The sequence below is a fragment of the Streptomyces sp. NPDC051217 genome, assembly GCF_044455465.1.
GTDB lineage: Bacteria > Actinomycetota > Actinomycetes > Streptomycetales > Streptomycetaceae > Streptomyces.
The window spans coordinates 12,981-35,577 of record NZ_JBITEV010000011.1 but is presented as its reverse complement, the minus strand read 5'-3'; the positions used below and the strand labels follow the sequence as shown (position 1 = coordinate 35,577).

Genomic DNA, 22,597 nt, shown 5'->3' with positions numbered 1-22,597 from the left:
CTTTCACTACTTCCCTAGTGAAAGGGTGCTTGCGGGTGATCGAATTCCGCATCGACCGGCGCAGCGGCATCGCCACGTACCTCCAGATCGTCCAGCAGACCAAACAGGCCCTCCGGCTCGGCCTGCTCGAACCCGGCGACAAACTGCCCACGGCACGCGAGGTCGTGGAGGCCACCGCCATCAACCCCAACACCGTCCTCAAGGCCTACCGCGAGCTCGAACGCGAGGGCCTGGCCGAGGGCCGCCGCGGGCTCGGCACCTTCGTACGCGGCACCCTCGGCGGCGACTCGGCCGACCACCGCGCCCTGCGCGCCGAGTTGCGCGCCGAACTCGCCGCGTGGACCGAACGGGCCCGCGCGGGCGGGCTGGAGAAGGACGACGTCACCGCGCTCTTCACCTCCGTCGCCGACGAACGCTTCGACCGCCCGGACACCGACCACCAGAAACAGGGGGAGCCCTCATGACCACCGCGGCGATCGAGGCGACCGGCCTCGGCAAGCGCTACCGGAAGAAGGGCCGATGGGCCCTGCGTGACTGTTCGTTCCGCGTGCCCGCCGGCCGCGTCTGCGCCCTCGTCGGCCCCAACGGCGCCGGCAAGTCCACCCTCCTCGCGCAGGCCGCGGGGCTGCTGCCCGCCACCGAGGGAAGCGTGCGCGTCCTCGGCGAGCGTCCCGCCGACGCCCGCGACCGCGTCGCGTACGTCGCCCAGGACAAGCCCCTGTACGGGCAGTTGACGATCGGCGAGACCCTGCGCATGGGGAGCGAGCTGAACCCCGGCCGCTGGGACGCCGAAACCGCCGAGCGGATCGTCACCGAGGGCCGGCTGGACCCGGCCGTACGCGTACGTACCCTCTCCGGCGGCCAGCGCACCCGCGTGGCTCTCGCCCTCGCCCTCGGCAAACGCCCCGAACTGATGCTGCTCGACGAGCCGATGGCCGACCTCGACCCGCTCGCCCGCCACCAGCTGATGGGCACGCTCATGGCCGAGGCCGCCGAGCACGACACCACGGTCGTGATCTCGTCGCACATCCTCACCGAGCTGGAAGGCACCTGCGACTACCTGCTGCTCGTCGACGGCGGGCACATCCGCCTCGGTGGCGAGACCGAGGACCTGCTGACCGCGCACCGGCTTCTCACCGGCCCCGTACGGGACCTGGCGCCGCACACGGTCGTCGAATCCCGCACCACGGGACGCCGGCTCACCGCGCTGATCCGCCCCGAAGGACCGGTCGACGGCGACTGGCAGACCATGGAACCTTCCCTGGAGGAACTGTTGCTCGCCCATCTGCGCTCACCGGGCGCGCCCGTCCTGCTCACGCCGTCCGCCGAATCACCGGACACCGAGCGCCCAGTGGCGGTGACGGCATGAGCGCGCTCCTCGAAGAACGGCCACCGGCGCCGAAGACCACAGCCGCACGACCGGGTGCGCGCGGCCCCCTGTGGCTGGTGCTGCGGCAACACCGCACCACCCTGCTGATCGGCGGCGGCGCGATCCTCGCGGGCGTCCTGGTCCTCGTCGCGTCCAAGATCTGGGCCGGCGGTGTCGTGGACGACTTCGCGGCGACGGGCTGCCGCGTCTGGAACATCGACCGCCCGGAGTGCTTCCAGACGTTCCGCGACTACAGCGACGACACGCACGGATTCGACCGTGTCCTGACGTACGGCAGCTACGTCCTGCAGTTCCTTCCCGGCGTGATCGCCGCGTTCGTCGCCGGTCCCATGGTCGCGCGGGAGCTGGAGTCGGGAACGTACAAGCTGGCCTGGACCCAGTCGGTCAGCCCGGCCCGCTGGCTCGCCTCGAAGCTGCTGGCACTGGCGCTGCCGGTGCTGGTGCTCGTCGCGCTGCTGACGGCCGTACGCGCGTGGGCCGCCACGGGGGTCCCCGACGACAGTCCCTACCCCGCCTCACAGTGGTACGAGCCGACCACCTACCTCTCGCTCGGCACCGCCCCGGTGGCGTACGCCCTGCTCGGAATCGCGGCCGGTGCGCTCGTGGGGCTGCTGGTGGGACGTACTCTCCCGGCGATGTCCGTCGCCCTGCTGGCGCTCGGCGGTGTGTTCCTGGCCATGAAGCAGGTACGCGACCGCCTCTGGCCGATCAAGACCGCCACCAGCCCCGGCGACGACATTCCGTCGGAGGACGGGACCAATTGGTGGCTGGACGAAGGCCTGGTCATGGCCAACGGCGACCGCGTCCCCGACGACAGGTGCAACAGCTCCTTCGAAGACCAGCTGGGGTGCCTCGCGGATCGGGGCGCCACGGGCCGGTACGTCGAGTACCACCCCGGCTCGCACTTCTGGCCGATCCAGCTGGTCGAGACCGGCATCGTGCTGGCGCTGGGCGCGGTGTGTCTCCTCGCGGCGTTCAAGGTATTGCGCCGCCGCCACGGCTGATCCGGCCGCACCCGCCCGATCCGGGCACCCGTCCGGTCCGCGCACACGCCCCATCCGGGCACCCGTCCGGTCCGCGCGCACGCCCGATCCGGCCGCACACGGCTCGTCCGGCCGCATACGAGGTCCCGTCCGCCCCCTGGCGGACGGGACCTCGCCCGTTCACCTGTACCTTCACCTCGGACAACCGTGCGCCGCGCGCCCACCGACCCCGTGGAGCCCCGCCCCGCTTCCCTGCACGTCATGTCGCCGTTACCGGCCATTCAGACGCGCTTGCGACCCTCTCGGAATGCAGCCCGCTGTGCCCCCCACTCCGAACGGCAGGTTCCACCTCGCCCCCGCCGGTTCCGACGCGCCTGTCGTGCCCTCCGCGCGGAACAATGGAGGTATGAGCCAGCAGCCTGCCGAGATCCCGGTACACCCGCAACCGTCCGTCGGGTCCATCGCCTCGCACCGGCCCCACGCGGTCGGCGCGCCCACGTCCGACCTGGAGCCCGACCTCGACGGCGATCTCGACTCCTACGAGCAGGACGGCGACGCCGAGGGCGGGGAGCTGCCCCAGGGCCGCTTCCTCGACCGTGAGCGCAGCTGGCTCGCCTTCAACGAACGCGTGCTGGAGCTGGCCGAGGACCCGGCCACCCCGCTGCTCGAACGGGCGAACTTCCTCGCCATCTTCGCGTCCAACCTGGACGAGTTCTTCATGGTCCGCGTCGCGGGCCTGAAGAGGCGCATAGCGACCGGCGTCGCCACCCGTTCGGCCTCAGGGCTCCAGCCCCGTGAGGTGCTCGACCTGATCTGGACCCGGTCCCGGGAGATCATGGCCCGGCACGCCGCCTGCTTCCAGCAGGACGTCTCCCCCGCGCTGGCCGACGAGGGCATCCACCTGATCCGCTGGGGCGACCTCACGGAGAAGGAGCAGGCGCGCCTGTTCACCCTGTTCCGGCAGCAGATCTTCCCCGTCCTGACGCCGCTGGCCGTGGACCCCGCACACCCCTTCCCGTACATCTCGGGTCTCTCTCTCAACCTCGCGGTCGTCGTCCGCAACCCCGTCAGCGGCCACCGGCACTTCGCCCGCGTCAAGGTGCCCCCGCTGCTGACCCGCTTCCTGGAGGCGTCCCCGCAGCGGTACGTGCCGCTGGAGGACGTCATCGCGGCCCACCTGGAGGAGCTGTTCCCCGGGATGGAGGTGCTGGCGCACCACATGTTCCGGGTCACCCGCAACGAGGACCTGGAGGTGGAGGAGGACGACGCGGAGAACCTCCTCAAGGCGCTGGAGAAGGAGTTGATGCGGCGCCGCTTCGGCCCGCCGGTGCGGCTGGAGGTCGAGGAGTCGATCGACCCGTACGTCCTGGACCTGCTGGTGCGCGAGCTGAAGGTGCGCGACGCGGAGGTGTATCCGCTGCCGGGGCCGCTGGATCTGACCGGGCTGTTCGGGATAGCCGCGTTGGACCGGCAGGAGCTGAAGTTCCCCAAGTTCATCGCGGGCACGCACCGCGATCTCGCGGAGGTGGAGTCGGCGTCGGCGCCGGACATCTTCGCGGCGCTGCGGGAGCGCGACGTCCTGCTGCACCACCCGTACGACTCGTTCTCCACCTCCGTCCAGGCGTTCCTGGAGCAGGCGGCGGGCGACCCGGACGTGCTGGCGATCAAGCAGACGCTCTACCGGACGTCCGGCGACTCCCCGATAGTGGACGCGCTGATCGACGCCGCCGAGTCGGGCAAGCAGGTCCTGGTCCTCGTCGAGATCAAGGCCCGCTTCGACGAGCAGGCCAACATCAAATGGGCGCGCAAGCTCGAAGAGGCCGGCTGCCATGTGGTGTACGGGCTGGTCGGGCTCAAGACGCACTGCAAGCTCTCGCTCGTGGTCCGGCAGGAGGGCGAGACCCTGCGCCGCTACAGCCACGTCGGCACCGGCAACTACCACCCGAAGACGGCACGGCTCTACGAGGACCTCGGCCTGCTCACGGCCGACCCGCACGTCGGGGCCGACCTCTCCGACCTCTTCAACCGGCTGTCGGGCTACTCGCGGCGCGAGACCTACCGCCGGCTGCTGGTCGCGCCCAAGTCGCTGCGCGACGGGCTGATCACGCGGATCAACAAGGAAGCGGCACACCACCGTTCGGGCCGGCCGGCCTACGTACGCATCAAGGTCAACTCGATGGTCGACGAAGCGGTCATCGACGCGTGCTACCGCGCGGCGCAGGCGGGCGTGCCGGTCGACATCTGGGTGCGGGGCATCTGTGCCCTGCGCCCCGGCGTGCACGGCCTGTCGGAGAACATCCGGGTGCGCTCCGTTCTCGGACGCTTCCTCGAACACTCGCGGGTCTTCGCCTTCGGCAACGGCGGCGAGCCCGAAGTGTGGTTCGGCAGCGCCGACATGATGCACCGCAACCTCGACCGTCGTATCGAGGCGCTGGTACGGGTCACCGACCCGGCGCACCGCGCGGCCCTGACCCGGCTTCTGGAGACCGGCATGGCGGACGACACCTCCTCGTGGCATCTGGGAGCCGACGGGAACTGGACCCGGCACTCCGTCGACGCCGACGGGCAGCCGCTGCGGAACGTACAGGAAATGCTCATTGACGCCCGGAGGCGCCGGCGTGCAGCACCATGAAGCAGACACCGCCGGCTCGGTCGGTACAGCTCGCCCGGCAGGGCCCTCCCCCGCGAACGACGCCTTCGAGGCGACCGCGGGGCAGGTGCTCGCCGGGTATCTGAACACCCGGTGCGGGGACTTCCTGCGCAGCCTGCGGCTGTACGGGGAGAGCGGTTCGGACACGGCCGCGGCCGAGGAGGCGGCGTCGGCGCTGCGCTGCTCGGCGCGGCGGATCGGCGGCAGCCTGCACACCTTCCGGGTGCTGCTGGACCCCGTGTGGGCGGACCAGCTCCGGACGGAACTGGGCTGGCTGTCCGGCACCCTCGCGCAGGAGTACGCGTGCACGGCACGGCTGCACCGGCTGGTGTCGGCGCTGGGGCGCCTCTCGGGGCCGGGGCCGGCGGGAGCGGCGGCCCTGCCGGGCGCCCGTAGCAACGGCGAGGGCCGTACGAGCGGCGGTGGCGGTGGTGGCGGCAGCGGCGGTACGGGCGACACGGGCACTTCGGCTGCCGCGGGCGCGCTGACCGTCGGGGCCTCACGCGCCGGGGCGCTGCTGGAGCGGCAGTTGACCCTCGCGCGTACACGGGCGCACTCCGCGGCCCTCCAGGCACTGGGCTCGTCCCGCTTCCACGCGGTGGCCGACGCCGTCGCCGTACTGGCCTCCGAGGTCCCGCTGGCGCCGGTAGCCGGGGCGCCCGCCGCCGAGATCCTCGCCGCGCCGCAGAGCGCGGCGGAACGAAGACTCCTCGACGCGGTGTCCGTGCTGCCACTGGCCCGCGCCGCGCACCCGTACAACGCGGAAGCCCTGGTCCACGGCCTCTCCACGCCCTCGGACGGCGAGGCCCAGGACGCGCCGTGGCACCAGGTGCGGCTGCTGCTCAGACTGCACCGGTACGCGCAGGAGGTCCGCCACCTGGGCGGCGCCCCCGACCCGGTGCTCGCCGACGCGGGCCGCGCCCTGGACCGGCACCGCGACGCGGCCGAGGCCGCCGCAGCCGCGGCGAACGCGGCCCGTACCCCCCGGATCGCCCCCGCGACGGCGTACGCGCTCGGCGTGCTGCACGCGGACCAGCGCCACGAGGTCGAGGCGGCGCGCTACGAATTCCTCCAGATCTGGCAGCGGAGGGCGGCGACCGCCCCATGAGCGAGAGCGCCGGCGGTGACGGCACCGGCCGCGATACGCGCAGGCCGAGGTTCGGCACGGTCCTGGCGGCGGGCTGCGTGCTGTGGCGGAAGTCGCCGTACCGCGCGGACGGCACGGAGATCTGCCTCGTCCACCGGCCGAAGTACGACGACTGGTCGCACCCGAAGGGCAAGCTGAAGCACGCCGAGGACGCCCTCACCGGGGCGCTGCGCGAGGTCCTGGAGGAGACGGGCCACCACTGCGCCCCGGGCGCCCGGCTCGGCACCGTCAGCTATCTGGCCAACGGCCGCCCCAAGCAGGTCATCTACTGGGCGGCCGAGGCGACGGACGGTGCCTTCGCGGCGAACGACGAGGTGGACCGCATCCTCTGGCTCCCCCCGGCCACGGCCCGCGACCGGCTGACCCAGCCCCGCGACCGCCTCCTGGTGGACGCGCTGCTGGAGACACTGCCCGCGAGGACCGGGCCGGAGGTCTAGGCCCTGCCCGGCGGACAGGCCCTGGCGGGCGTCAGTCCTTCACGTCCGCGACGTCCTCCACGGATGTCGGACCCAGCTGCTTGGCGGTGGCGTACTCCGGCATCGACATGGGCCTGTCGAAGAGGAAGAACGACTGGTTCATCCCGACCGTGAACTCCATGAACACGCCGGTCGTGGCATCGAAGCCGTAGTACGCGTCGCACATCGAGCCCGACGAGTACGTGCCGTCCATACCCGGCAGCGCCACGACCACCCTGCCGTTGGTCGAGGAGTCCACCTTCTCCGTCGGGGTGAGCATCTGGCAGCGCGCGACCGGCATGCCCTTCATGACGAAGTAGCCGTACTCGCCCTTGGCGTTCTGGATGTAGACGTAACTCAGCTTGCCCTTCTTGCCCCAGGTCTTCACCCACTGGTTGATGGCCTCGCGGGTCGGCGAGTACTCCATCCTCCCGGCGGGCTGGTTCGCCACGAGCTGGTCGTAGCTCTTCTGCTTGGCCTTGGTCTCCTTGGTCTGGCTGGAGTCGTCGTCGCAGGCGGTCAGACCCAGCACCAGGGTGAGCGCCGCCGCCGAAGCCACGGAGATACGAGTGATCGTCTTCATGCTGTGCTGCCCCATTTCCGCGGGAGGACGGTGGTCAGTTGGCGCACGTCGTCCTGTCGGCCCCGGCGTCCAGGCGGTACGGCAGGTCCTTGTCACGGAAGGGAGCGCGGTGCTCCTGGACGGCCTTCGAGTTGTACTCGTTGACCGACTCGGTCCGCGTCGCCTTCAGCGCCGTGATCGACTGGTCGATCTGGCTCCTGCGGGCCGCCGAAGCGGTGTCCCGCTCCTCCTGGAGCGCCTTGATCGAACCCTCCGCGTTCTGCGCGGCCTCGCACAGATCGAAGAACTCCTGGTAGCTCGACTGCCGGAAGGCGCCCGATCCGACGGTGTTCTCCCGCTCCTCCGCCGCACCACGGAACGGGGCGGTGATCCACCCCGCGCCCCCGAAGACGAATGTGCCGAACACCGTCAGAATCGCCAGACCGACGACACAGCTGGCGATCCACACCCGGAGCCGTGCTTCCTCGTGCCTGACTCCCATCGCACTCCCTCTTTCCCTGGACGGACGGCCTCGTCGGACGCGGGACGCCGCTGGTACGTCGAGTGTGGCCGCGATTCAACCGGCAACCCATAGCAAGGAGTTGGAAACTGGATGTAATCGCTCCGCGCGCGAGCGGATCGGCCGGCTGGACGAGAGCCGCCCACGGCGCGGGCGCCAGGTTCTGCGGGGCGATGTCGCCGTGCACCAGGACGCGCGACACCTCATCCGCGGTCCGCTCCGCAAGACGGCCGAACCAGCCACGCAGCCGGCGCGCGGCCTCCGCGTCGGGCATGCCGTCCGCCGGCAGACCCTCGACCGGCCGGCGCGGGGGCCCCGGCATCGGGGTCGTACTCCACCGGGGCGCGGACCGGCTCCCCCACGCCCCCGGGCATCACCCGGTGCGGCCGGGCCGGCTCCCGCCCCACGTCCCACGACCGGAATCACCGCCGTCTCCTTCACCAGGTCGGCGACGAATTCCTCCGTACGCGGGACCCGTGGCACGAGCTCCGGACCCAGGCGAATGCCCGTTTCGCGACCCCCGGGACCACGGGGCGCACATTCTCGGCCGCTACGCCGTGTCGAGCCGCGATCAGGACCAGAGCCGCACCAGGCTGTCCGTCACGGTTCACCTCCCGTTCACTCCCATCCGTCAGCCACTTCACCTGATCTGCCTAATTTCGGCCTTACACGGTGACCGGCATACCGCCGGACCCACCATCTCGACGCACGCCGCCGTAGAAGTGCGAACAAACGCACACAGGCGGCTTCTGGAAGGAACACCCGAAGTGAAGCTTCAGCGCAAGAACCGGCTGCGCGCCACCGCGCTCGGTGCCCTCGCCGTCTCCGGCGCCCTGGTTCTCTCGGCGTGCGGCTCGGACGACAACACGAAGAACTCCGGCGACGGCGACAAGACCGCGGCCGCCTCAAGCATCAAGTGTGACGACGCCAAGGGCCAGATCCTTGCCGCCGGATCGAGTGCCCAGAAGAACGCCATGGACCTCTGGGTCAAGAACTTCCAGCAGGCATGCGCCGGCGTCGAGATCAACTACCAGCCGATCGGTTCCGGCGGTGGCATCACCAAGTTCACGCAGGGCCAGGTCGCCTTCGCGGGCTCCGACTCCGCCCTGAAGCCCGAGGAAGTCACCGCCTCCGAGGAAGTCTGCAAGGGCGGCAAGGGCATCAACCTCCCGATGGTCGGCGGCCCCGTCGCCATCGGCTTCAACGTGCCCGGTGTCGACAGCCTGGTCCTGGACGGTCCGACCCTCGCCAAGATCTTCGACTCGAAGATCAAGAAGTGGGACGACAAGGCGATCGCCGACCTCAACCCGGACGCCGAGCTCCCGAGCACCGCGATCCAGGCCTTCCACCGCTCCGACGAGTCGGGTACGACGCAGAACCTGAACAAGTACCTGAAGGCCGCGGCCCCGGCCGAGTGGAAGTACGACGACAGCTCGAAGTCGTGGGAGGCCAAGGGGGGCCAGGCCGCCAGCGGCTCCTCCGGCGTCGCGTCCAGCGTCAAGGACACCGAAGGTGCCATCGGCTACTTCGAGCTCTCCTACGCGACCGCCAGCAACCTGACGACGGTCAAGGTCGACACGGGCGCCGGCGCGCCGGTCGAGGCCACCACGGAGAACGCCTCCAAGGCGATCGCCGCGGCCAAGGTCAAGGGCACGGGCAGCGACCTGGCCTTGGAGCTGGACTACGCCACCAAGGCCGAGGGTGCCTACCCGATCATCCTGGTGACGTACGAGATCGCCTGCGACAAGGGCAACAAGGCCGAGACCCTGCCCAGCGTCAAGGCGTTCCTCAACTACACCGTCAGCGAAGAGGGCCAGAAGGTCCTGAGCGAGGCCGGCTACGCGCCGCTCCCGACCGAGATCGCGGCCAAGGTCCGCGAGATCGTCCCCACCCTGTCCTGACTCCAAGACGTGGCCGGTCCCTGCTGAAAAGGGACCGGCCACGTCTTCCGGTGCACCGCCGCCAGGAGCCGTGACCCGGCTCCGCAGACCGGAGAAGACCTGATGGAAACAGAAGCTCCTCACGACGCCCCACCACCCCCCACCCTTGAGAACAAGAGCGCGAGCAACGGACCGAGGCAGCTCGGCGACCGGATCTTCCTGGGTCTGTCCCGGGGTTCCGGCATCACCCTGCTGGTCATCATGGCCGCCATCGCGGGCTTCCTCGCCTACCGCGCCGCCATCGCGATCTCCAAGGACGAGACGAACTTCCTCACCACCTTCGAGTGGAACCCACAGGCCGACCCGCCCTCCTTCGGCATCGCCGTCCTCGTCTTCGGCACGGTCGTCAGCTCGATCATCGCCATGGTGATCGCCGTCCCGATCGCCATCGGCATCGCGCTCTTCATCTCGCACTTCGCGCCCCGCCGGCTCGCCACCCCGATCGCCTACCTGGTCGACCTGCTGGCAGCCGTACCGAGCATCATCTACGGCCTCTGGGGCGCCGTCTTCCTCGTCCCGTACCTCGACGGCCTGAACAAATGGCTCAACGAATACTTCGGCTGGACGTACCTCTTCGAGAAGACGAACGAGGGAATCGCCCGCAACCTGTTCACCGTGGGCATCCTGCTGGCGATCATGATCCTCCCGATCATCACCAACGTCATACGTGAGGTCTTCCTCCAGTCGCCGAAGATGCACGAGGAAGCCGCGCTGGCCCTCGGTGCCACGCGCTGGGAAGTCATCCGGATGTCCGTGATCCCGTTCGGCCGCTCCGGCATCATCAGCGCCTCGATGCTGGGTCTCGGACGCGCGCTGGGCGAGACGATGGCCGTCGCCGTCGTCCTCTCGCCGAGCTTCCTGCTCTCGTTCCACATCCTCGACGCGGGCGGCGGCACCTTCGCGCAGAACATCGCCGCCAAGTTCAACGAGGCGAACGAGTTCGGCCGGGACGCGCTGATCGCCTCCGGCCTGATCCTCTTCATCATCACACTGCTGGTCAACGGCGCGGCCCGCGCGATCATCGCCCGCCGCAAGGAGTACTCGGGGGCCAACGCATGAGCCACACGCTTCAGGACAAGCGGCCCGCGGTCGCCGACGAACCCCAAGGCTCGCTCTCCCACGCGCGCATGCCCCGCTGGGCCCCCCTGGCCATCGCCGTCGGCTCCGCGGCGCTGGGCTGTCTGATCGGGGTGGTCGCCGGGCTGGACAGCAAGATCCAGTGGGGTCTGCTGGCCGCGCTGATCTTCGTCGCCGGCACGTACTTCATCACCGCCAAGGTGGAAGGCCCCCGGCAGGGCAAGAACCAGGTCGCGACCAGCCTCGTCTGGGTCTGCTTCCTCGTGGCGGTCGCCCCGCTGCTCTCGCTCGCCTGGACCACGGTCAGCAAGGGCGCCGGGGTCGTCGACGGGTACTTCCTGTCCCACTCGATGAGCGGACTCCTCGACACGGACGAGGGCGGCGGCATCTACCACGCGCTGCTCGGCACCATCGAGCAGGTCGCGATCGCCTCGTTGATCGCGACGCCGATCGGTCTGCTGACCGCCGTCTACCTCGTGGAGTACGGACGCGGAAGGCTCTCCCGCGCCGTCACCTTCTTCGTGGACGTGATGACCGGTATCCCGTCGATCGTGGCCGGTCTGTTCATCCTCACCTTGTGGATCACGATGCTCGACTTCGGCTTCTCCGGATTCGCCGGCGCCCTGGCGCTCGCGATCCTGATGATGCCGGTGATCGTCCGCTCCACCGAGGAGATGCTGAAACTCGTCCCGAACGAGCTCCGTGAGGCATCCTTGGCGCTGGGCGTGCCCCAGTGGCGCACGATCCTGAAGGTGGTCCTGCCCACCGCGATCGGTGGTATCACCACCGGCGTGATGCTCGCGCTGGCCCGTATCACCGGTGAGACCGCGCCCGTGCTGCTGCTCGTCTTCGGTACGAAGCTCATCAACACGAACCCGTTCGAAGGCGCTCAGTCGTCACTGCCGCTGTATGTGTTCGAGCAGTACTCGGTCGGCACCGACGCAGCGGTCGACCGCGCCTGGGGCGCGGCCCTCGTACTGATCGCCTTCGTCATGATCCTCAACCTGGTGGCGCGCGGCATCGCCCGCTGGAAGGCCCCCAAGACCGGCCGCTGAGGCCCCGAAATCCGGCTCCGCCGAAGCGGGGTCACGCAGAAAGCAGTGATTCAGATGGCCAAGCGAATCGACGTCAGCGGCCTGACCGCGTTCTACGGCAACCACCGGGCGATCGACGACATCTCCATGACCGTCGAGCCCCGCTCCGTGACGGCCTTCATCGGCCCGTCCGGCTGCGGCAAGTCCACGTTCCTCCGCACCCTCAACCGTATGCACGAGGTCACGCCCGGTGGCCGCGTCGAGGGCAAGGTGCTCCTGGACGACGAGAACCTGTACGGCTCCAATGTCGACCCGGTCGCCGTGCGCCGCACGGTGGGCATGGTCTTCCAGCGCCCCAACCCGTTCCCGACCATGTCGATCTTCGACAACGTCGCGGCCGGACTGCGGCTCAACGGCAAGTACCGCAAGAACGAGCTCGGGCACGTCGTCGAGAAGTCCCTCAAGGGCGCCAACCTCTGGAACGAGGTCAAGGACCGCCTCAACAAGCCCGGCTCCAGCCTCTCCGGCGGTCAGCAGCAGCGCCTGTGCATCGCCCGCGCGATCGCGGTCGAGCCCGACGTCCTGCTGATGGACGAGCCGTGCTCGGCGCTCGACCCGATCTCGACCCTCGCGATCGAGGACCTGATCGGTGAGCTGAAGGAGCGCTTCACGATCGTCATCGTGACGCACAACATGCAGCAGGCGGCGCGGGTCTCGGACCGTACGGCCTTCTTCAACCTGTCGGCGGTGGGTCAGCCCGGCAAGCTCATCGAGATCGACGAGACGGAGCGCATCTTCGCCAACCCGTCCGTACAGGCCACGGAGGACTACATCTCCGGCCGCTTCGGATAGGCCCCGGCAGGAAAGCCGTCCTGCGGTGCTGCATGGCGGTGCCACCGCAAGACGAAGGGCCCGCCCCCTCTCCCAGGGGGCGGGCCCACACGTTTTACGGGGGTACGCAGTTGCGGCTCGGGCGTCACACGGGCCTACGGCTCCGGCGTAACCCCGACGCTCGGCCACGGCCTCAGCCGAAGGCCAGGCCGACCATCCAACCGTGCCAACCCGGGGACAACCCCCGGGCCCCCGGCCGAAGGCGACCGCCCAGCCCTCTCAGCCGAAGGCCAGGTCGACTATCCAGAAGCTGAGCGCGGCGACGAGCGCGGCCGCCGGCATCGTGATGAACCAGCCCAGGACGATGTTCCTCGCGACACCCCACCGCACCGCGTTGACCCGCTTCGTCGCGCCGACGCCCATGATCGCCGAGGTGATGACGTGCGTCGTCGAGATCGGCGCCTGGAAGATGAACGCCGAGCCGAACATGATCGACGCCCCCGTCGTCTCCGCCGCGAACCCCTGCGGCGGATCCAGCTCGATGATCTTGCGGCCCAGCGTCCGCATGATGCGCCAGCCGCCCGCGTACGTACCGAGCGACAGCATCACCGCACAGGCGACCTTCACCCAGATCGGGATCTCGTCGCCCGGACCCTCGACATCGGCGATGACCAGCGCCATCACCACGATGCCCATCGTCTTCTGCGCGTCCTGGAGACCGTGCCCGAGTGCCATGCCGGCCGCCGACACGGTCTGCGCGATACGGAATCCGCGCTTGGCCTTGTGCGGATTGGAGTGCCGGAACATCCACATGATGCCCACCATCACCAGATAGCCGATGAGAAGACCGACGAACGGTGACAGGAACATCGGGATGACGACCTTCTCCAGCACCCCGGTCCAGATCACCTCGGTCCCGCCCGCCAGCGCCGCGCCCACCATGCCGCCGAAGAGCGCGTGGGAGGAGGACGACGGCAGGCCGTAGTACCAGGTGACCAGATTCCAGACGATCGCGCCGACGAGCGCCGCGAAGAGGATCCCCATCCCTCGCGACCCGTGCGGCGTGGCGATCAGGCCTTCGCTGACGGTCTTGGCGACCCCCTGGCCGAGAAACGCCCCCGCGAGGTTCATCACCGCGGCCATCGCCAGCGCGGCGCGCGGGGTCAGCGCACGCGTTGACACCGATGTCGCGATGGCGTTCGCGGAGTCGTGAAAGCCGTTGGTGTACGTGAATCCGAGCGCGACTCCGATGGTCACGATCAGGGCGAAGGTGTCCACGTGGTTCAGGACTCCTTGACCGCGATTGTCTCCACCGTGTTCGCGACGTGCTCGAACGCGTCGGCGGCCTCCTCCAGCACATCCACGATCTGCTTGAGCTTCAGGACTTCCATGGCGTCGTATTTACCGTTGAAGAGCTGGGCGAGCAGCTTGCGATGGATCTGGTCGGCCTGGTTCTCCAGGCGGTTGACCTCGATCCAGTACTCGGTGAGGTTGTCCATCGTCCGCAGGTGCGGCATCGCCTCGGCGGTCAGCTCCGCCGCCCGCGCCAGCACCTCGATCTGCTGCTCGACGCCCTTCGGCAGCTCCTCGACCTGATAGAGGACGACCAGGTCGACGGCCTCCTCCATGAAGTCCATGATGTCATCGAGGGACGAGGCGAGGTTGTAGATGTCCTCGCGGTCGAACGGCGTGATGAAAGAGGAGTTCAGCTGGTGGAAGATCGCGTGCGTGGCGTCGTCCCCCGCGTGCTCGGCCGCACGCATCCGTTCCGCGATCTCGGCTCTGGCGGAGGAATCCGCCCCGAGCAGTTCCATGAGGAGCTTGGAGCCCGTGACGATGTTGTCCGCGGACGCGGCGAACATGTCGTAGAAGCTCGTCTCCCTGGGGGTCAGACGAAAGCGCACGGGGGATCCTCGGGTTACATCGGATTCGGTCAGGCTGATGCTAGGCGCATCATCCGGCCACGGCTAACCGGCGTACTTCAGTGTGCTGCATAGGACACGACGATCATGACGTGCCCCTGCCCCTTCGTGCGCGACTGGGTACCATATACCTACCTGGGGTATTTTCTCCCCTTTCGGACATTCATCCCGAACATCCCACCAGGAGGACGCGATGACGACCACCGAGGCGGCCGGCGCGGCGACCAACGACGCGACCTCCGGCACGACCCCGACGGCGGCCACACCCACGGTCGGCGGAGTCGGCGACGAGATCGTCACCGACCACGACCGCGGTGTGCACGGCTACCACAAACAGAAGGACGAGCACCTCAAGCGGCTCCGCCGGATCGAGGGCCAGATCCGCGGCCTCCAGCGGCTCGTCGACGAGGACGTCTACTGCATCGACATACTCACCCAGGTCTCCGCCTCCACGAAGGCGCTCCAGTCCTTCGCCCTCCAACTGCTGGAGGAGCACCTGCGGCACTGCGTCGCGGACGCGGCGGTCAAGGGCGGCGACGAGATCGACGAGAAGGTGCAGGAGGCCACGAAGGCGATCGCGCGCCTGCTGCGTACCTGACGGAGGGGCCGGCGCTCAGCGGCAGGGCGATCTCTCGCCGCACTCCACGCGCACCTTCAGCACTTCGTCGATACGGTCCGGACTGAGCCGTTCACCGTCCGCGGCCGACGCCGCGATCATCAGCTCTCCGCAGAGTTCGATCTCGGCGAGGGCCACGTGGTCCTGGACGGTCGGCGTGCGCAACAGCGCCACGTGCGTTCACCTCTTCCTGCCGGTGTCGTCTTCCTGGCGGTGTCGACTGCCGACTTCCTAGGGTAAGGAGGGTGAGGCGTGACGCGCATGGCACGTCCGGACCATTTACAGCTTGATCTTCCCGGTGAAGATCTGGTCCTTCGGGGGGAGTCGCACCCCGAAGGACACCCCGAACTCGTACAGCAGTGTGGTGGAGGCGACAGCGACCGTACGCCCCTGATTCCGGTAGCTGAACTGGTGCCTGACCTTGCGTAGCCGCCCCGCGTCGTCCAGATAGGCATCGAAAGGCACGACGTCCTCGGCGAAGCCCCGCGCCGCCGAGGCCAGCGCCTCGCGCGCGTAGGGCGCCGCCCGCTTCGCGGCCCGCCCGATGTCGGTGACGCCCCGGTAGTGCGAGACACGGACGCCGGCCAGCTCCTGCTCGCCGACGTGGACCACGTCCTTCGCGGCGCGCAGCAGTTCGGCCGCGGTCAGGGGATCGGTGGCGCCGCCGGTGACCAGATTGCCGTCGTCGAGGGTGGTGGAGTCGAGCATGACCCACTTGTCGTCGGGCACCCCGGCGCCCCGGTTCTTCATGTAGAGGGCGGCCGGGGCCAGCAGTTCCGAGATCGGCCGGTGCCCGTCGGCGCCGGCCGGGTCCTTGGGCAGCACGACCGACAGCTGCCCCATCCGTTTACGGAAGTCGTACCGCCCCTCGCCCCTGATGGTCACGCGCGTCCCCCCCGTCGCCATCACCAGTGAGGTCCGGGCCTTGGAGCTGCCCGCCTCGACCAGGACGTCCGCGGACCTGAGAACCGCGGCCGGGTCACCTACGGGTCTGTCGTCGGCGGCCGCGGCGCCCTCGCTCCCGGAACAGCCGCCGGTCCCGGCCACGACTCCCGCCACCGCCACGACAGCGGCGACGACCGCCACGCCCCTGCGTCTGTGCTGCTGCACCATCGCCTGCCAACCCCCAACGCCCTACCGTTGCTTGCCGTTGTCCGCCGTCGCTCGCCGTTACTCGCGCTGCCTGTCCGAAAGCCGCCCTGTCCCCATAACGACGTCCCGCGCGCGTCGTCACGCACCACCGCGCGGCCGGGAACGCACGCGCGAGTACGGTGTGAAGGTGCGCGACCAAGAGACGTCGGATCCGCCCACCTCCCCCCACGAACACCACTGCACATCGACCGTCGAACGAGGCTCGTTCCTAACCGCCCACTGCACGTGCGGCTGGTCGGGACCGGCCCGGCGCTCCCGCGACCGGGCACGAACGGACGCCGCGTCCCATCAGGCGGCACACTGACTCCACTCACTGAACCGACATCACCTCCGACATCACTGACCAGCGGGTCGGAGGGGGGAAGGCGTCCGATGGAACGGCGCACACTGCTCGCCGGCGCGCTGGCCGTGACCACGGGCGGCGCGGTCGGCGCCTGTACGGGCGACGGCGGGAACGGCTCACCGGACGCCTCGGCGAACAAGCCGCCGTCGACGCGTACCTCCCCCGCCTCCCCCGCCCCCTCCGCGACCGGTTCCGCCGGGCCGCCGCACTGGGACGCGCTCGCCTCCGGGATGCACGGCAGGCTCGTACGGCCGGGCGACGGCGAGTACGCGACGGCACGCCAGCTCTACAACACCCGCTTCGACGACCTGAAACCGGCGGCCGTCGCGTACGTCGCCGGCGAGGACGACGTCAGGGAGTGCCTGGACTTCGCCCGGAGGTACGGCATGCCCGTCTCGATCCGCAACGGTGGCCACTCCTACGCCGGTTGGTCCAGCGGCAACGGCCGGCTCGTCATCGACATCTCCTCCCTCGACGGCCTCGGCGACGCCGCGTCGGACGGTGTGATCGGCGCGGGCGCGAAGCTCGTCGACGTGTACGGGGCGCTCGCCCGCAAGGGCCTCACGGTCCCGGGCGGTTCCTGCGCCACCGTCGGTATCTCCGGTCTCACCCTGGGCGGCGGTCACGGGGTCGTCTCCCGCGCGTACGGTCTGACCTGCGACAGCCTCACCTCCGCGACCGTCGTGCTGGCCGACGGCAAGCGCCTGACCGCCGACGCCGAGCAGAACAAGGACCTCTTCTGGGCCCTGCGGGGCGCGGGCAACGGCAACTTCGGGGTCGTCACCGAGCTGCGCTTCCGTACCCACCCCGCCACCACCGGCGTCGCGGCGAACTTCAACTGGCCCTGGTCAAAGGCCCGTTCGGTGCTCGCCGCCTGGCAGGAGTGGGGGCCCGACCAGCCGGACGAGATCTGGTCGTCGTTCCATGTCGCGGTCGGCGCGGGCGGCGGCGCCGACCCGACGGTCGCGGTGTCCGCCTTCACCCTCGGCAACGAGGACGACCTCAAGAACGCCGTCGACAAGCTCGCCGACCGCGCGGGCTCCTCGGCGAGCTTCGTCTCACTGCGCCCGGGGACCTACGAAGAGGCGATGCGCGCGTACGCCGGCTGCGCCGGACTCGGCGACGAGCAGTGCCGACTGCCCGGCACAACGCCCGGCCGCGGAAAGGAAGGCGCACTGCGACGGGAGACGTATGCCGCGACCTCCGACTTCTTCGACCGGTCGCTCCCGGCCGCGGGCATCGACACCCTGCTGTCGGCGGTGCGGGACTTCAGCCGTATCAAGGTCGCCGACGGCGCGGGGTCGGGCACGATCACGCTCACGGCGCTCGGCGGCGCGATCAACCGGGTGGACCCCTTGGCGACGGCCTTCGTGCACCGCCGCTCCCGGATGCTCGCGCAGTACGTGGCGTCCTGGCGCCCCGGCACGTCCGGCACCGAGCAGCGCGCGTGGCTGAGAACCGGCCAAGGCGCGCTGCGCAGGTACGCCTCTGGCGCGGCGTACCAGAACTACACCGACCCGTCGCTGACCGACTGGCGCACCGCGTACTACGGCCCGGCGGCCGGACGGCTGAAGAAGCTGAAGGAGCGGTACGACCCCGACCGCCTGTTCGACTTCCCGCAGGCCCTCTGAGCCGCCCGCGCCTACGCGGCGAGGTTGTTGTCGTCGGGCCGCGGCTCGGGGATGCCGAGCGGCCGGGTCCCCGGCGCCTCGACGGCCTCGGCCCGGTCGGCGTCCCGCGCGGCACGCGACCGTACGAGCAGCCCCGCCCGCCCCGACCGGCAGACCGCCGACACCAGGGGGGTGAGCAGCGCCATGGCGAGCGGCGCGAGGAGCAGCACCACCGCCGTACCGAGGGCGAACCCGCCGATGACGTCGGTCGGGTAGTGCGCGCCCATGTAGACCCAGCTGAAACCCTCGGCCAGCGCGAGCCCGATCGCGGCGAGCCCGAACCCGCGGTGTGCGACGAAGATGCCGGCGGCCAGGGCCATCGCCATCGTCGCGTGGTCGCTGACGAAGGAGAAGTCGGTCCGGCCGGGCACCAGGACGTTGAGCCCCGGGTGGTCGACGAAGGGGCGGTCGCGCCCGACGAACTCCCGGATCGGGATGTTGATCAGCAGCGCGACACCGGCGGCGAGCGGCGCCCAGAGCAGCCCGGCGACGGCGGCCACCGAATCCTCGGCCGTCCCCCGCCGCCGCACGCTCCACCAGCACCAGAGCGCGACGAGGACGAGCGCGATCATGATCCCGTACTTGCCGGCGAACTCCGCACCGCGGTCGAACCAGTCGGGGGCCGACTCGGCCAGACCGTTGATGTCGTAGAGCAGGCTGACGTCGGGGTTCGACCCATCGATAGCGAGTCCAGCCATGTGCTGCGGCCCCTTGCCTTGTTGCCCACCACGACACACCTCCGGGCGTGTCGCTTCCACCAACCCCCGTGGTGCCTGCGGTCAGTGCTGCGCGATCAACACCACAGCCCCAGTCCAGGGAACGGCCTGACACCCCACCAGGTTCCAGACTTCACCGGACGATCTCCAGGACGTTATCGAAGAGTGACACATCGCCCCAGCTCAGAGGGGTGAACGAACGAAGAATTCCGGCCACCCGAGCCCGGCAGAGGTCCGACTCCACCCTTCCGGGTGTCAACTCGCGGCCCATCCTACGACCCGTCGGACGGACGCCCCGTCAGCCGTTTCACGTATCGGACTTCCGCTCGGTGGGCAGATCGGTCGGCAGCGATTTCGCGCCGTCTTCGGTGACTCTGGTCGCTCCGAAGTAGTCAGGGGTGTCGATTTTGTCGAACCGGATCACGGCTCCGGTGTACGGAGCATTGATCATGTACCCGCCACCGACATAGATGCCGACGTGCCGGATGGCCCGTGAATTGGTGAGGTCGTCGGAGAAGAACACGAGATCGCCGGGCATGAGTTGGTCGCGCGAGGGATGCTCGCCGGCGTTGTACTGATCGTTGGCAACGCGCGGCAGCTCGATCCCGACGGACCGATAGGCGGCCTGCGTAAGCCCGGAACAGTCGAACCGCCCCTGCTGCTCGGGGGTCCCGTTACCACCCCACAGGTACTTCGTGCCGAGCTTCTTCTGCGCGTAGTAGATGGCACCGGCGGCCTGGCGGGAGGGTTCTACGCGGCCGACGGGGCGGGCGAAGCTCTGTTCGAGGGTGGTGATGACCTTCACGTAGTTCTGCGTCTCGGGGTACGGCGGGACGCCTCCGTACTTGATGACCGCGTACGCGCCCGCGTTGTAGGCGGCGAGCATGTTCTTGGTCTGGTCGCCCGGCACGTCGTCGACGTACCCGGCGAGCTTGCAGTCGTACGTCGCGGCCGACGGAATCGCGTCCTGCGGGTCCCAGACGTCGCGGTCGCCGTCCTTGTCCCCGTCGACCCCGTGCGCCTCCCAGGTCCCGGGGATGAACTGCGCTATGCCCTGGGCCTTCGCCGGGCTCACGATGTCGGGATCCCAGCCGCTCTCCTGGTAGAGCTGCGCGGCGAGCAGCGCGGGATTGATGGCCGGGCAGAGGTTGCCCCAGTCCTGCACCAGCCGCTGGTACTTCGCGGGCACGGCGCCCTTGGCCAGCGCGACGGCCCCACCGCCTCCGGCGCCGCCGAGCCCCGCGGCGGCGGAGAACGTCCCGACGACGAGCAGCGCGACGAAGCTCAGGCTGAGCCCGAGCCCGATCGCGCCGCCGATCCAGAATTTACGCACCCCTCAACCCTCCCCCATCCGGGACACGTTCACCGCCATTTTCCCGTCTGTCGTGTCGGCTCTATTCGGACACGGTGCCGGTGGACATGAATCCGGCGCAGAGGACACTCTTGTGGGCCTTGTCCGAGGTGGCGTGGTGGTAGACGACGGTCCACTCGCCGAGGTCGTCGGAGAGCGGCAGCGCGGGCCGGACCTTGCCGTCGGCGCGGAAGGAGAAGTCGTCGGGGTAGGTGAGGAACGTCCACTCGGTCTCGTCGCCCTCGTACAGATCGGCGGCCTTGCTCACGAAGCCGAACCGGTCGCTGTTCCGGTCCGAGGTACCGGGGCGGCCGTTCGCGTCGAGCCGGTGGGGAGGCTTGATCTCGACGGCGAGGTAGTACGGCGGGAGGTTCGGCTCCTCGTACTTGAGCCGGTAGCCGATCTCCACCTTGCCGGGCGCGAGTTCACCGGTGAAGTCGGTCTCGGCGGTGGTGACGGAGTACTGGAACTGGAGCGGCGGCTCCTCCTCGCCCGGGAGGTTGCAACTGTCCCTGAGACCGTTCCAGGCATGCCTGGAGGTGCCGATGTCCTGGATGTACTGGGGAGGGCCGTCGGGTGTCGGGTCGTCGGCGGGCTTCTTCGGTCCTTCGCCGACGGCCGGGTCCTTCGTGGAGGCACGCCCGCTCGGGGAGGCGCCGTCTCTTTCACCGCCGTCGCCTCCGTTCCCCGGGAGGAGCCACACCGCCGTGGCGACGGAGATCCCGACGACGGCGCCGACACCGGAGGCGACGAGCCAGGGGGTACCGCGCCGGGAGGGGCGTGCCGGGGCGGACGGCGGAGGCCCCTGGGTCGGCAACTCGTGCATCGCCGGTGGCGTCGCGTGGTGGGGTCGTCGGGGCGTGTCCGGCACCACGTCGGCCATGGCAACCAGCGGCTGGTAGGCGGGATCGTCCACGAGGGCCGTGTCCACGGCACACCGCCGGATGAGCTCCGCCGGATCGGGCCGCCGGGCGGGGTCTTTGGCGACGCACTCACGGATGAGCGAGGCGAGACCGGGCTCGACCCCGGCGATGTCGATCTCCCCGTGAACGGCCCGGTAACTCACCGCGGCTCCATCCCCGACCCCGAACGGCGCGCGCCCCGTCGCCGCGTAGGCGACGGTCGCGCCGAGAGCGAAGACGTCGGCGGCGTCACCCACCTCGTTGCGGGCGAGCACCTCGGGCGCGGTGTAGCCGGGTGTACCGGGGGCCTGGCCGTCCTGCGTGAGCGCGGTCTGCCCGGCCCCACGGGCGATCCCGAAATCGATCAATTGGGGCCCCTGGGCGGCCAGGAGAACGTTCTGCGGTTTCAGATCGCGGTGCGTGACGCCGTACGCGTGGACGCTGGCGAGCCCCTCGGCCATGGCGGCGACCAGCCGTCGACAGGTCTCGGCGGGAAACGGCCCCCGCTCGCGCACGGCGCGGGCGAGGGTGGGGCCGGTGACGTACTCGGTGGCGATCCAGTACGGGGCCGCGTCCAGCCCGGCGTCGATGAGGTTCGCGGTGTACGCGCTGCGCACGGCCCGAACGGTCTCCGCCTCCCGCCGGAACCGGGCGAGAGCCTCGGGATGCTCGGTGATCTCCTCCCGCACGACCTTGACGGCCACGAGCCGCCCGCCGGGCGACCGCCCGAGATACACCTGCCCCATCCCACCCGCCCCGAGCCGCGCGAGAATCACGTAGGCACCGATGCGCGCGGGGTCCTGGGCTCTGAGGGCATCCACGAGAACGACTGTGCCACAGGGGCGGGCGGGGGGTCATGCGGAGCTGACTGCCGGTCAGGGGAGGGGTGGGGGCGTGGTCGCGGACCAGAAGTCGTCGTGGACGTCGGGTCGAGGAATAGGGCCGCCGGCGTAGTTGGGCCCATCGGTCTCAGCCGTGGGGTCCGCGACGGCCGAGTTCTCCACGCATGGAGTGGCGACCTCGAAAAAGGCCTGGCCCTGTCCACCGATGCTGAGTCTGATCCCGAAGCCGTCGAGAGATTTGGCATAGATGGCCGGGAACCTTGGGCTGCTGTTGACGGAGGTGATCTCGTAACCGCTCTTCCGCCAGGACCGCTCGACAACTCCGAGGAATCCGCCACGTCGCTGCTCGGAAATGATCGTCATCACAGCCCTACGCCGCGACAAGTCGCAGCTCCCCGCCGTTGTCTCACCGTGCGTCCACCTGACCCCGGGCCGGATCGCGCGAAAGGTGCCCTCAAGAATGGAATCCGCACGGTCCGCTGCCTCCTGCATAT

The 22,597-nt window shown here is 69.7% G+C and carries 22 protein-coding genes; 12 read left to right on the top strand and 10 right to left on the bottom strand.

The window, feature by feature from the left end:
- Positions 1-35 precede the first annotated feature (35 nt).
- From ACIBBB_RS23680 to ACIBBB_RS23655, 6 genes are all read left to right on the top strand, one after another.
- The gene (locus tag ACIBBB_RS23680; protein ID WP_398985092.1) at positions 36-464 is read left to right on the top strand and encodes a GntR family transcriptional regulator; all 429 of its coding nucleotides are present in this window, start codon (positions 36-38) and stop codon (positions 462-464) included.
- Entirely contained in the window at positions 461-1,369 is a 909-nt protein-coding gene (locus ACIBBB_RS23675) for an ABC transporter ATP-binding protein (protein ID WP_398985090.1), read from the top strand. Before ACIBBB_RS23680 ends, ACIBBB_RS23675 begins: the two co-directional genes overlap by 4 nt.
- Positions 1,366-2,394 (top strand): hypothetical protein, encoded by a 1,029-nt coding sequence (locus ACIBBB_RS23670; RefSeq protein ID WP_398985088.1) that lies wholly within the window; start codon positions 1,366-1,368, stop codon positions 2,392-2,394. Before ACIBBB_RS23675 ends, ACIBBB_RS23670 begins: the two co-directional genes overlap by 4 nt.
- A 385-nt stretch (positions 2,395-2,779) precedes the next feature.
- Positions 2,780-5,005: an RNA degradosome polyphosphate kinase gene (locus tag ACIBBB_RS23665; RefSeq protein ID WP_398985086.1), complete on the top strand. Its 2,226-nt coding sequence runs from the start codon at positions 2,780-2,782 to the stop codon at positions 5,003-5,005.
- The gene (locus ACIBBB_RS23660) at positions 4,992-6,131 is read left to right on the top strand and encodes a CHAD domain-containing protein (RefSeq protein ID WP_398985084.1); all 1,140 of its coding nucleotides are present in this window, start codon (positions 4,992-4,994) and stop codon (positions 6,129-6,131) included. Before ACIBBB_RS23665 ends, ACIBBB_RS23660 begins: the two co-directional genes overlap by 14 nt.
- Positions 6,128-6,607: an NUDIX hydrolase gene (locus tag ACIBBB_RS23655; protein WP_398985082.1), complete on the top strand. Its 480-nt coding sequence runs from the start codon at positions 6,128-6,130 to the stop codon at positions 6,605-6,607. The genes ACIBBB_RS23660 and ACIBBB_RS23655 overlap by 4 nt, the downstream gene beginning before the upstream one ends.
- A 31-nt stretch (positions 6,608-6,638) precedes the next feature.
- Here the strand turns inward: ACIBBB_RS23655 and ACIBBB_RS23650 are convergent, their stop codons facing one another.
- Positions 6,639-7,208 carry a hypothetical protein gene (locus ACIBBB_RS23650; protein WP_398985080.1) on the bottom strand — a complete coding sequence of 190 codons (570 nt, stop codon included), beginning with the start codon at positions 7,206-7,208 and terminating at the stop codon, positions 6,639-6,641.
- A 34-nt stretch (positions 7,209-7,242) separates the two neighbouring features.
- Complete coding sequence (locus ACIBBB_RS23645) at positions 7,243-7,689, bottom strand: hypothetical protein (RefSeq protein ID WP_398985078.1); 447 nt, start codon at positions 7,687-7,689, stop codon at positions 7,243-7,245.
- A 785-nt stretch (positions 7,690-8,474) separates the two neighbouring features.
- Here ACIBBB_RS23645 and pstS point away from each other — a divergent pair.
- The 4 genes from pstS to pstB all read left to right on the top strand — a co-directional run bounded on the left by pstS (position 8,475) and on the right by pstB (position 12,610).
- Complete coding sequence (gene pstS / locus ACIBBB_RS23640; RefSeq protein WP_398985076.1) at positions 8,475-9,608, top strand: phosphate ABC transporter substrate-binding protein PstS; 1,134 nt, start codon at positions 8,475-8,477, stop codon at positions 9,606-9,608.
- A gap of 102 nt (positions 9,609-9,710) precedes the next feature.
- The gene (gene pstC / locus ACIBBB_RS23635; protein ID WP_398985074.1) at positions 9,711-10,706 is read left to right on the top strand and encodes a phosphate ABC transporter permease subunit PstC; all 996 of its coding nucleotides are present in this window, start codon (positions 9,711-9,713) and stop codon (positions 10,704-10,706) included.
- Positions 10,703-11,779 carry a phosphate ABC transporter permease PstA gene (gene pstA, locus ACIBBB_RS23630; RefSeq protein WP_398985072.1) on the top strand — a complete coding sequence of 359 codons (1,077 nt, stop codon included), beginning with the start codon at positions 10,703-10,705 and terminating at the stop codon, positions 11,777-11,779. Before pstC ends, pstA begins: the two co-directional genes overlap by 4 nt.
- 54 nt (positions 11,780-11,833) lie before the next feature.
- Positions 11,834-12,610: a phosphate ABC transporter ATP-binding protein PstB gene (gene pstB / locus ACIBBB_RS23625; RefSeq protein WP_398985070.1), complete on the top strand. Its 777-nt coding sequence runs from the start codon at positions 11,834-11,836 to the stop codon at positions 12,608-12,610.
- Positions 12,611-12,868: 258 nt separating this feature from the next.
- On the opposite strand, the gene ACIBBB_RS23620 is transcribed toward pstB, so the two are convergent.
- A complete protein-coding gene (locus ACIBBB_RS23620; protein WP_398985068.1) occupies positions 12,869-13,867 on the bottom strand; it encodes an anion permease in 999 nt (332 codons plus the stop codon).
- A 5-nt stretch (positions 13,868-13,872) separates the two neighbouring features.
- A complete protein-coding gene (locus ACIBBB_RS23615; protein ID WP_052582416.1) occupies positions 13,873-14,493 on the bottom strand; it encodes a DUF47 domain-containing protein in 621 nt (206 codons plus the stop codon).
- Positions 14,494-14,704: 211 nt separating this feature from the next.
- On the opposite strand from ACIBBB_RS23615, the gene ACIBBB_RS23610 reads away from it, so the two are divergent.
- Positions 14,705-15,109 carry a metal-sensitive transcriptional regulator gene (locus tag ACIBBB_RS23610; protein WP_398985066.1) on the top strand — a complete coding sequence of 135 codons (405 nt, stop codon included), beginning with the start codon at positions 14,705-14,707 and terminating at the stop codon, positions 15,107-15,109.
- A gap of 15 nt (positions 15,110-15,124) precedes the next feature.
- Here the strand turns inward: ACIBBB_RS23610 and ACIBBB_RS23605 are convergent, their stop codons facing one another.
- Both ACIBBB_RS23605 and ACIBBB_RS23600 read right to left on the bottom strand, forming a co-directional pair.
- Positions 15,125-15,301: a hypothetical protein gene (locus ACIBBB_RS23605; RefSeq protein WP_398985064.1), complete on the bottom strand. Its 177-nt coding sequence runs from the start codon at positions 15,299-15,301 to the stop codon at positions 15,125-15,127.
- A 105-nt stretch (positions 15,302-15,406) separates the two neighbouring features.
- The gene (locus ACIBBB_RS23600) at positions 15,407-16,240 is read right to left on the bottom strand and encodes a hypothetical protein (RefSeq protein ID WP_398985062.1); all 834 of its coding nucleotides are present in this window, start codon (positions 16,238-16,240) and stop codon (positions 15,407-15,409) included.
- Positions 16,241-16,651: 411 nt separating this feature from the next.
- Here ACIBBB_RS23600 and ACIBBB_RS23595 point away from each other — a divergent pair, with 411 nt between their 5' ends.
- Positions 16,652-18,253 (top strand): FAD-binding oxidoreductase, encoded by a 1,602-nt coding sequence (locus ACIBBB_RS23595; RefSeq protein ID WP_398985060.1) that lies wholly within the window; start codon positions 16,652-16,654, stop codon positions 18,251-18,253.
- Positions 18,254-18,264: 11 nt separating this feature from the next.
- Here the strand turns inward: ACIBBB_RS23595 and ACIBBB_RS23590 are convergent, their stop codons facing one another.
- From ACIBBB_RS23590 to ACIBBB_RS23575, 4 genes are all read right to left on the bottom strand, one after another.
- Entirely contained in the window at positions 18,265-18,990 is a 726-nt protein-coding gene (locus ACIBBB_RS23590; protein ID WP_398985058.1) for a phosphatase PAP2 family protein, read from the bottom strand.
- A gap of 325 nt (positions 18,991-19,315) precedes the next feature.
- Complete coding sequence (locus tag ACIBBB_RS23585) at positions 19,316-20,326, bottom strand: NlpC/P60 family protein (protein ID WP_398985568.1); 1,011 nt, start codon at positions 20,324-20,326, stop codon at positions 19,316-19,318.
- A 76-nt stretch (positions 20,327-20,402) separates the two neighbouring features.
- The gene (locus ACIBBB_RS23580) at positions 20,403-22,082 is read right to left on the bottom strand and encodes a serine/threonine-protein kinase (protein ID WP_398985056.1); all 1,680 of its coding nucleotides are present in this window, start codon (positions 22,080-22,082) and stop codon (positions 20,403-20,405) included.
- A 54-nt stretch (positions 22,083-22,136) separates the two neighbouring features.
- Positions 22,137-22,466 carry a hypothetical protein gene (locus ACIBBB_RS23575; protein ID WP_398985054.1) on the bottom strand — a complete coding sequence of 110 codons (330 nt, stop codon included), beginning with the start codon at positions 22,464-22,466 and terminating at the stop codon, positions 22,137-22,139.
- Positions 22,467-22,597 lie beyond the last annotated feature (131 nt).

What these genes read in the sequence shown, in the direction of transcription:
- ACIBBB_RS23675 (WP_398985090.1), top strand. Translation starts at nt 461, where the DNA reads ATGACCACCGCGGCGATCGAGGCGACCGGCCTCGGCAAGCGCTACCGG.
- ACIBBB_RS23600 (WP_398985062.1), bottom strand. Translation starts at nt 16,240, where the DNA reads ATGGTGCAGCAGCACAGACGCAGGGGCGTGGCGGTCGTCGCCGCTGTC.
- ACIBBB_RS23650 (WP_398985080.1), bottom strand. Translation starts at nt 7,208, where the DNA reads ATGAAGACGATCACTCGTATCTCCGTGGCTTCGGCGGCGGCGCTCACC.
- pstA (WP_398985072.1), top strand. Translation starts at nt 10,703, where the DNA reads ATGAGCCACACGCTTCAGGACAAGCGGCCCGCGGTCGCCGACGAACCC.
- pstC (WP_398985074.1), top strand. Translation starts at nt 9,711, where the DNA reads ATGGAAACAGAAGCTCCTCACGACGCCCCACCACCCCCCACCCTTGAG.
- ACIBBB_RS23645 (WP_398985078.1), bottom strand. Translation starts at nt 7,689, where the DNA reads ATGGGAGTCAGGCACGAGGAAGCACGGCTCCGGGTGTGGATCGCCAGC.
- ACIBBB_RS23655 (WP_398985082.1), top strand. Translation starts at nt 6,128, where the DNA reads ATGAGCGAGAGCGCCGGCGGTGACGGCACCGGCCGCGATACGCGCAGG.
- ACIBBB_RS23590 (WP_398985058.1), bottom strand. Translation starts at nt 18,990, where the DNA reads ATGGCTGGACTCGCTATCGATGGGTCGAACCCCGACGTCAGCCTGCTC.
- pstB (WP_398985070.1), top strand. Translation starts at nt 11,834, where the DNA reads ATGGCCAAGCGAATCGACGTCAGCGGCCTGACCGCGTTCTACGGCAAC.
- ACIBBB_RS23670 (WP_398985088.1), top strand. Translation starts at nt 1,366, where the DNA reads ATGAGCGCGCTCCTCGAAGAACGGCCACCGGCGCCGAAGACCACAGCC.
- ACIBBB_RS23665 (WP_398985086.1), top strand. Translation starts at nt 2,780, where the DNA reads ATGAGCCAGCAGCCTGCCGAGATCCCGGTACACCCGCAACCGTCCGTC.
- ACIBBB_RS23595 (WP_398985060.1), top strand. Translation starts at nt 16,652, where the DNA reads ATGGAACGGCGCACACTGCTCGCCGGCGCGCTGGCCGTGACCACGGGC.
- ACIBBB_RS23610 (WP_398985066.1), top strand. Translation starts at nt 14,705, where the DNA reads ATGACGACCACCGAGGCGGCCGGCGCGGCGACCAACGACGCGACCTCC.
- ACIBBB_RS23575 (WP_398985054.1), bottom strand. Translation starts at nt 22,466, where the DNA reads ATGACGATCATTTCCGAGCAGCGACGTGGCGGATTCCTCGGAGTTGTC.